Source organism: Paraglaciecola sp., from assembly GCF_051252315.1.
In the GTDB taxonomy this organism is placed as follows: domain Bacteria; phylum Pseudomonadota; class Gammaproteobacteria; order Enterobacterales; family Alteromonadaceae; genus Paraglaciecola.
Map to the genome: position 1 here is coordinate 1 of NZ_JBPOFP010000246.1, position 2,262 is coordinate 2,262.

Genomic DNA, 2,262 nt, shown 5'->3' on the forward strand with positions numbered 1-2,262 from the left:
TAATTGAGCAAATGCGTGAGCAAATTCAAAATATAGAATAGTGTTTTCTATTGTTCTGGTTTGAAATAAATCATTGTAAAGCCTCACACTTGTGGGGCTTTTTGTTGTTTGCCCAGCGAAGCTGGCAAACCCGACAGGCTGAAAGAAGCCTGATCACCCTGACTAAGGGGAAGATAATCTGAATGGCAAGGGCGTCACTGGCTAACGGTGAGGTCTGAAGGAAGCCATAAGAAGTTAGAGGTACACAACTAACCGTAACCTGTTTCGGCGGTATTGGTGGGTAAGCGTCCAAAATAGCGTGACGCCCTATACTTAGTCAGACCAATGCTGTGTTTGAGGGTGGAATTTCTAACAGGGAGCTAGTTCAGTAACTGGGGAAGCCTGGCATCTAAACTTATCTGTAAATAAGTGGCATAGACTCAAGAGGAAACTCAAGGTTTAATGTCGGTGTGAGGTGGCAGATGAACCCGTAGTAGTGAGTAAGGCTAGGCCGATGAAAGCCAGTAATGGTGTGGAGGGTAAAACCAAGCCGACTATCAGCATTGCGTTTGATAGGGTTAATTTTAGTCAAAATCTTTAATTAATTGCGAAGGGGGGAAGTATTCTTTAAGCGTATGAAAAGCGTGAAGATTAACTTATAGGCTCACAAGTATTTCGGCAGATATATTGCTGCAATATCTGCATTTCCACCATTCATGGTGGTCACGGGAATAGGCAAGACATGACGGCTAAACAGGAATGTAGACGCTGAGAATTGAAGGCCGAGCAATGGAGTAATGACTGACCGCTTAGGCAGATTGCCAACAGGCTAGCACACCTAATGTCACCATGAAGAATCAAACTATAGGTAAATGAACACGACCAGACATACCGCAAGCAAAGGCAGAAAATGACGGTTTATTACAGCTTGTACGGGCAATTGTTAGATATCAATAATCTGTACAAGGGATTCAAAAAGGTCAAAAGAGCCAAGGGAGCAGCCGGAATTGATGGGCAGTCCGTAGGTGCGTTTGCCTCGAATTTAGAAATAAACTTAAAACAACTGCAACTTGAGCTGCAAACCAAGCAATATCGAGCGCAACCAGTCAAACGGGTTGAAATACCCAAAGATGATGGTGGTGTAAGAATGCTTGGCATACCGGCAGTTCGAGACCGAATAGTACAGCAAACACTATTGAACATTCTCCAACCGATCTTCGATATTGATTTTCACCCATCAAGCTATGGGTATAGACCAAAGCGAAGCTGCCATGATGCCATCAGCAAAGCGACAGTATTTATACGTAAATATCATCGTGACTGGGTGGTTGATATGGATCTGTCCAAGTGTTTTGACTTACTGGATCATGACCTGATCATCAGTAGCGTCAAACGAAAAGTGACAGACGGTAGCATTTTAAGTCTACTCAATCAGTTCTTAAAAAGTGGAGTAATGATTGGCGAACATTGGGAAGCCAGTACGGTAGGTAGCCCGCAAGGTGGCGTAATCAGCCCGTTGTTGGCGAACATCTACCTAGATGCGTTCGATCAGGAAATGAAAAGGCGTACTCACCGAATAGTGAGGTATGCAGATGACATCCTGATTTTATGCAGCACAGAAAAAGCGGCTAAAAACGCATTAGTCACAGCGACCCAGATACTAGAGCAAGACTTGAAGCTAATAGTCAACCAGAAGAAAACCCATATTGCTCACAGTAGCAAAGGGATAAAATTCTTGGGAGTGGAGATAGGTAGCCGATATACACGGATACAAGCATCGAAACTCACAGGCTTTAAGCAAAAAGTTAAACAATTAACAAAACGTAATGGCGGGATCAATTTAGTTGAAGTAATAAAACGGCTAAATCCAGTGGTGCGAGGTTTTGTAAATTATTTTAGTATAGCCAATTGTAAACGAGAGCTAAAAGCCTTGGCAGGTTGGATCAGGCGAAGGTTAAGGGCAATCCAGCTAAAATTGTGGAAGAAACCGTCAAGGTTGCATCGACGATTGAAGCAGTTACAGTACAAGCCACCGTTTAAGTTCATTAAGATGAACACGTGGCGTAGTGCTAACAGTCCACTATCAAGTTTTGCGATGCCTAACCAATGGTTTGAGGAACTCGGATTATATTCAATAGAGCATGTAAACACGGGATGGCTTGCTCTATCAGCGTTTAGAAAAACGCGCTGATAAAATGTGAAGAATGCAGGAGATGTATGGACTCCTCCCCCTCGCGGGAGTTTTGCGGTATAAAGTGAAAAGCATTCACTCAAATCAACTTT

General features: G+C 43.2%; 1 protein-coding gene. It reads left to right on the plus strand.

What is annotated here, in order from left to right; genetic code table 11:
- The first annotated feature begins 889 nt into the window (after positions 1-889).
- Positions 890-2,170, plus strand: a complete 1,281-nt coding sequence (ltrA, locus tag ACSHXM_RS21680) for a group II intron reverse transcriptase/maturase (protein WP_435692492.1) — start codon at positions 890-892, stop codon at positions 2,168-2,170.
- Positions 2,171-2,262: the final 92 nt, after the last annotated feature.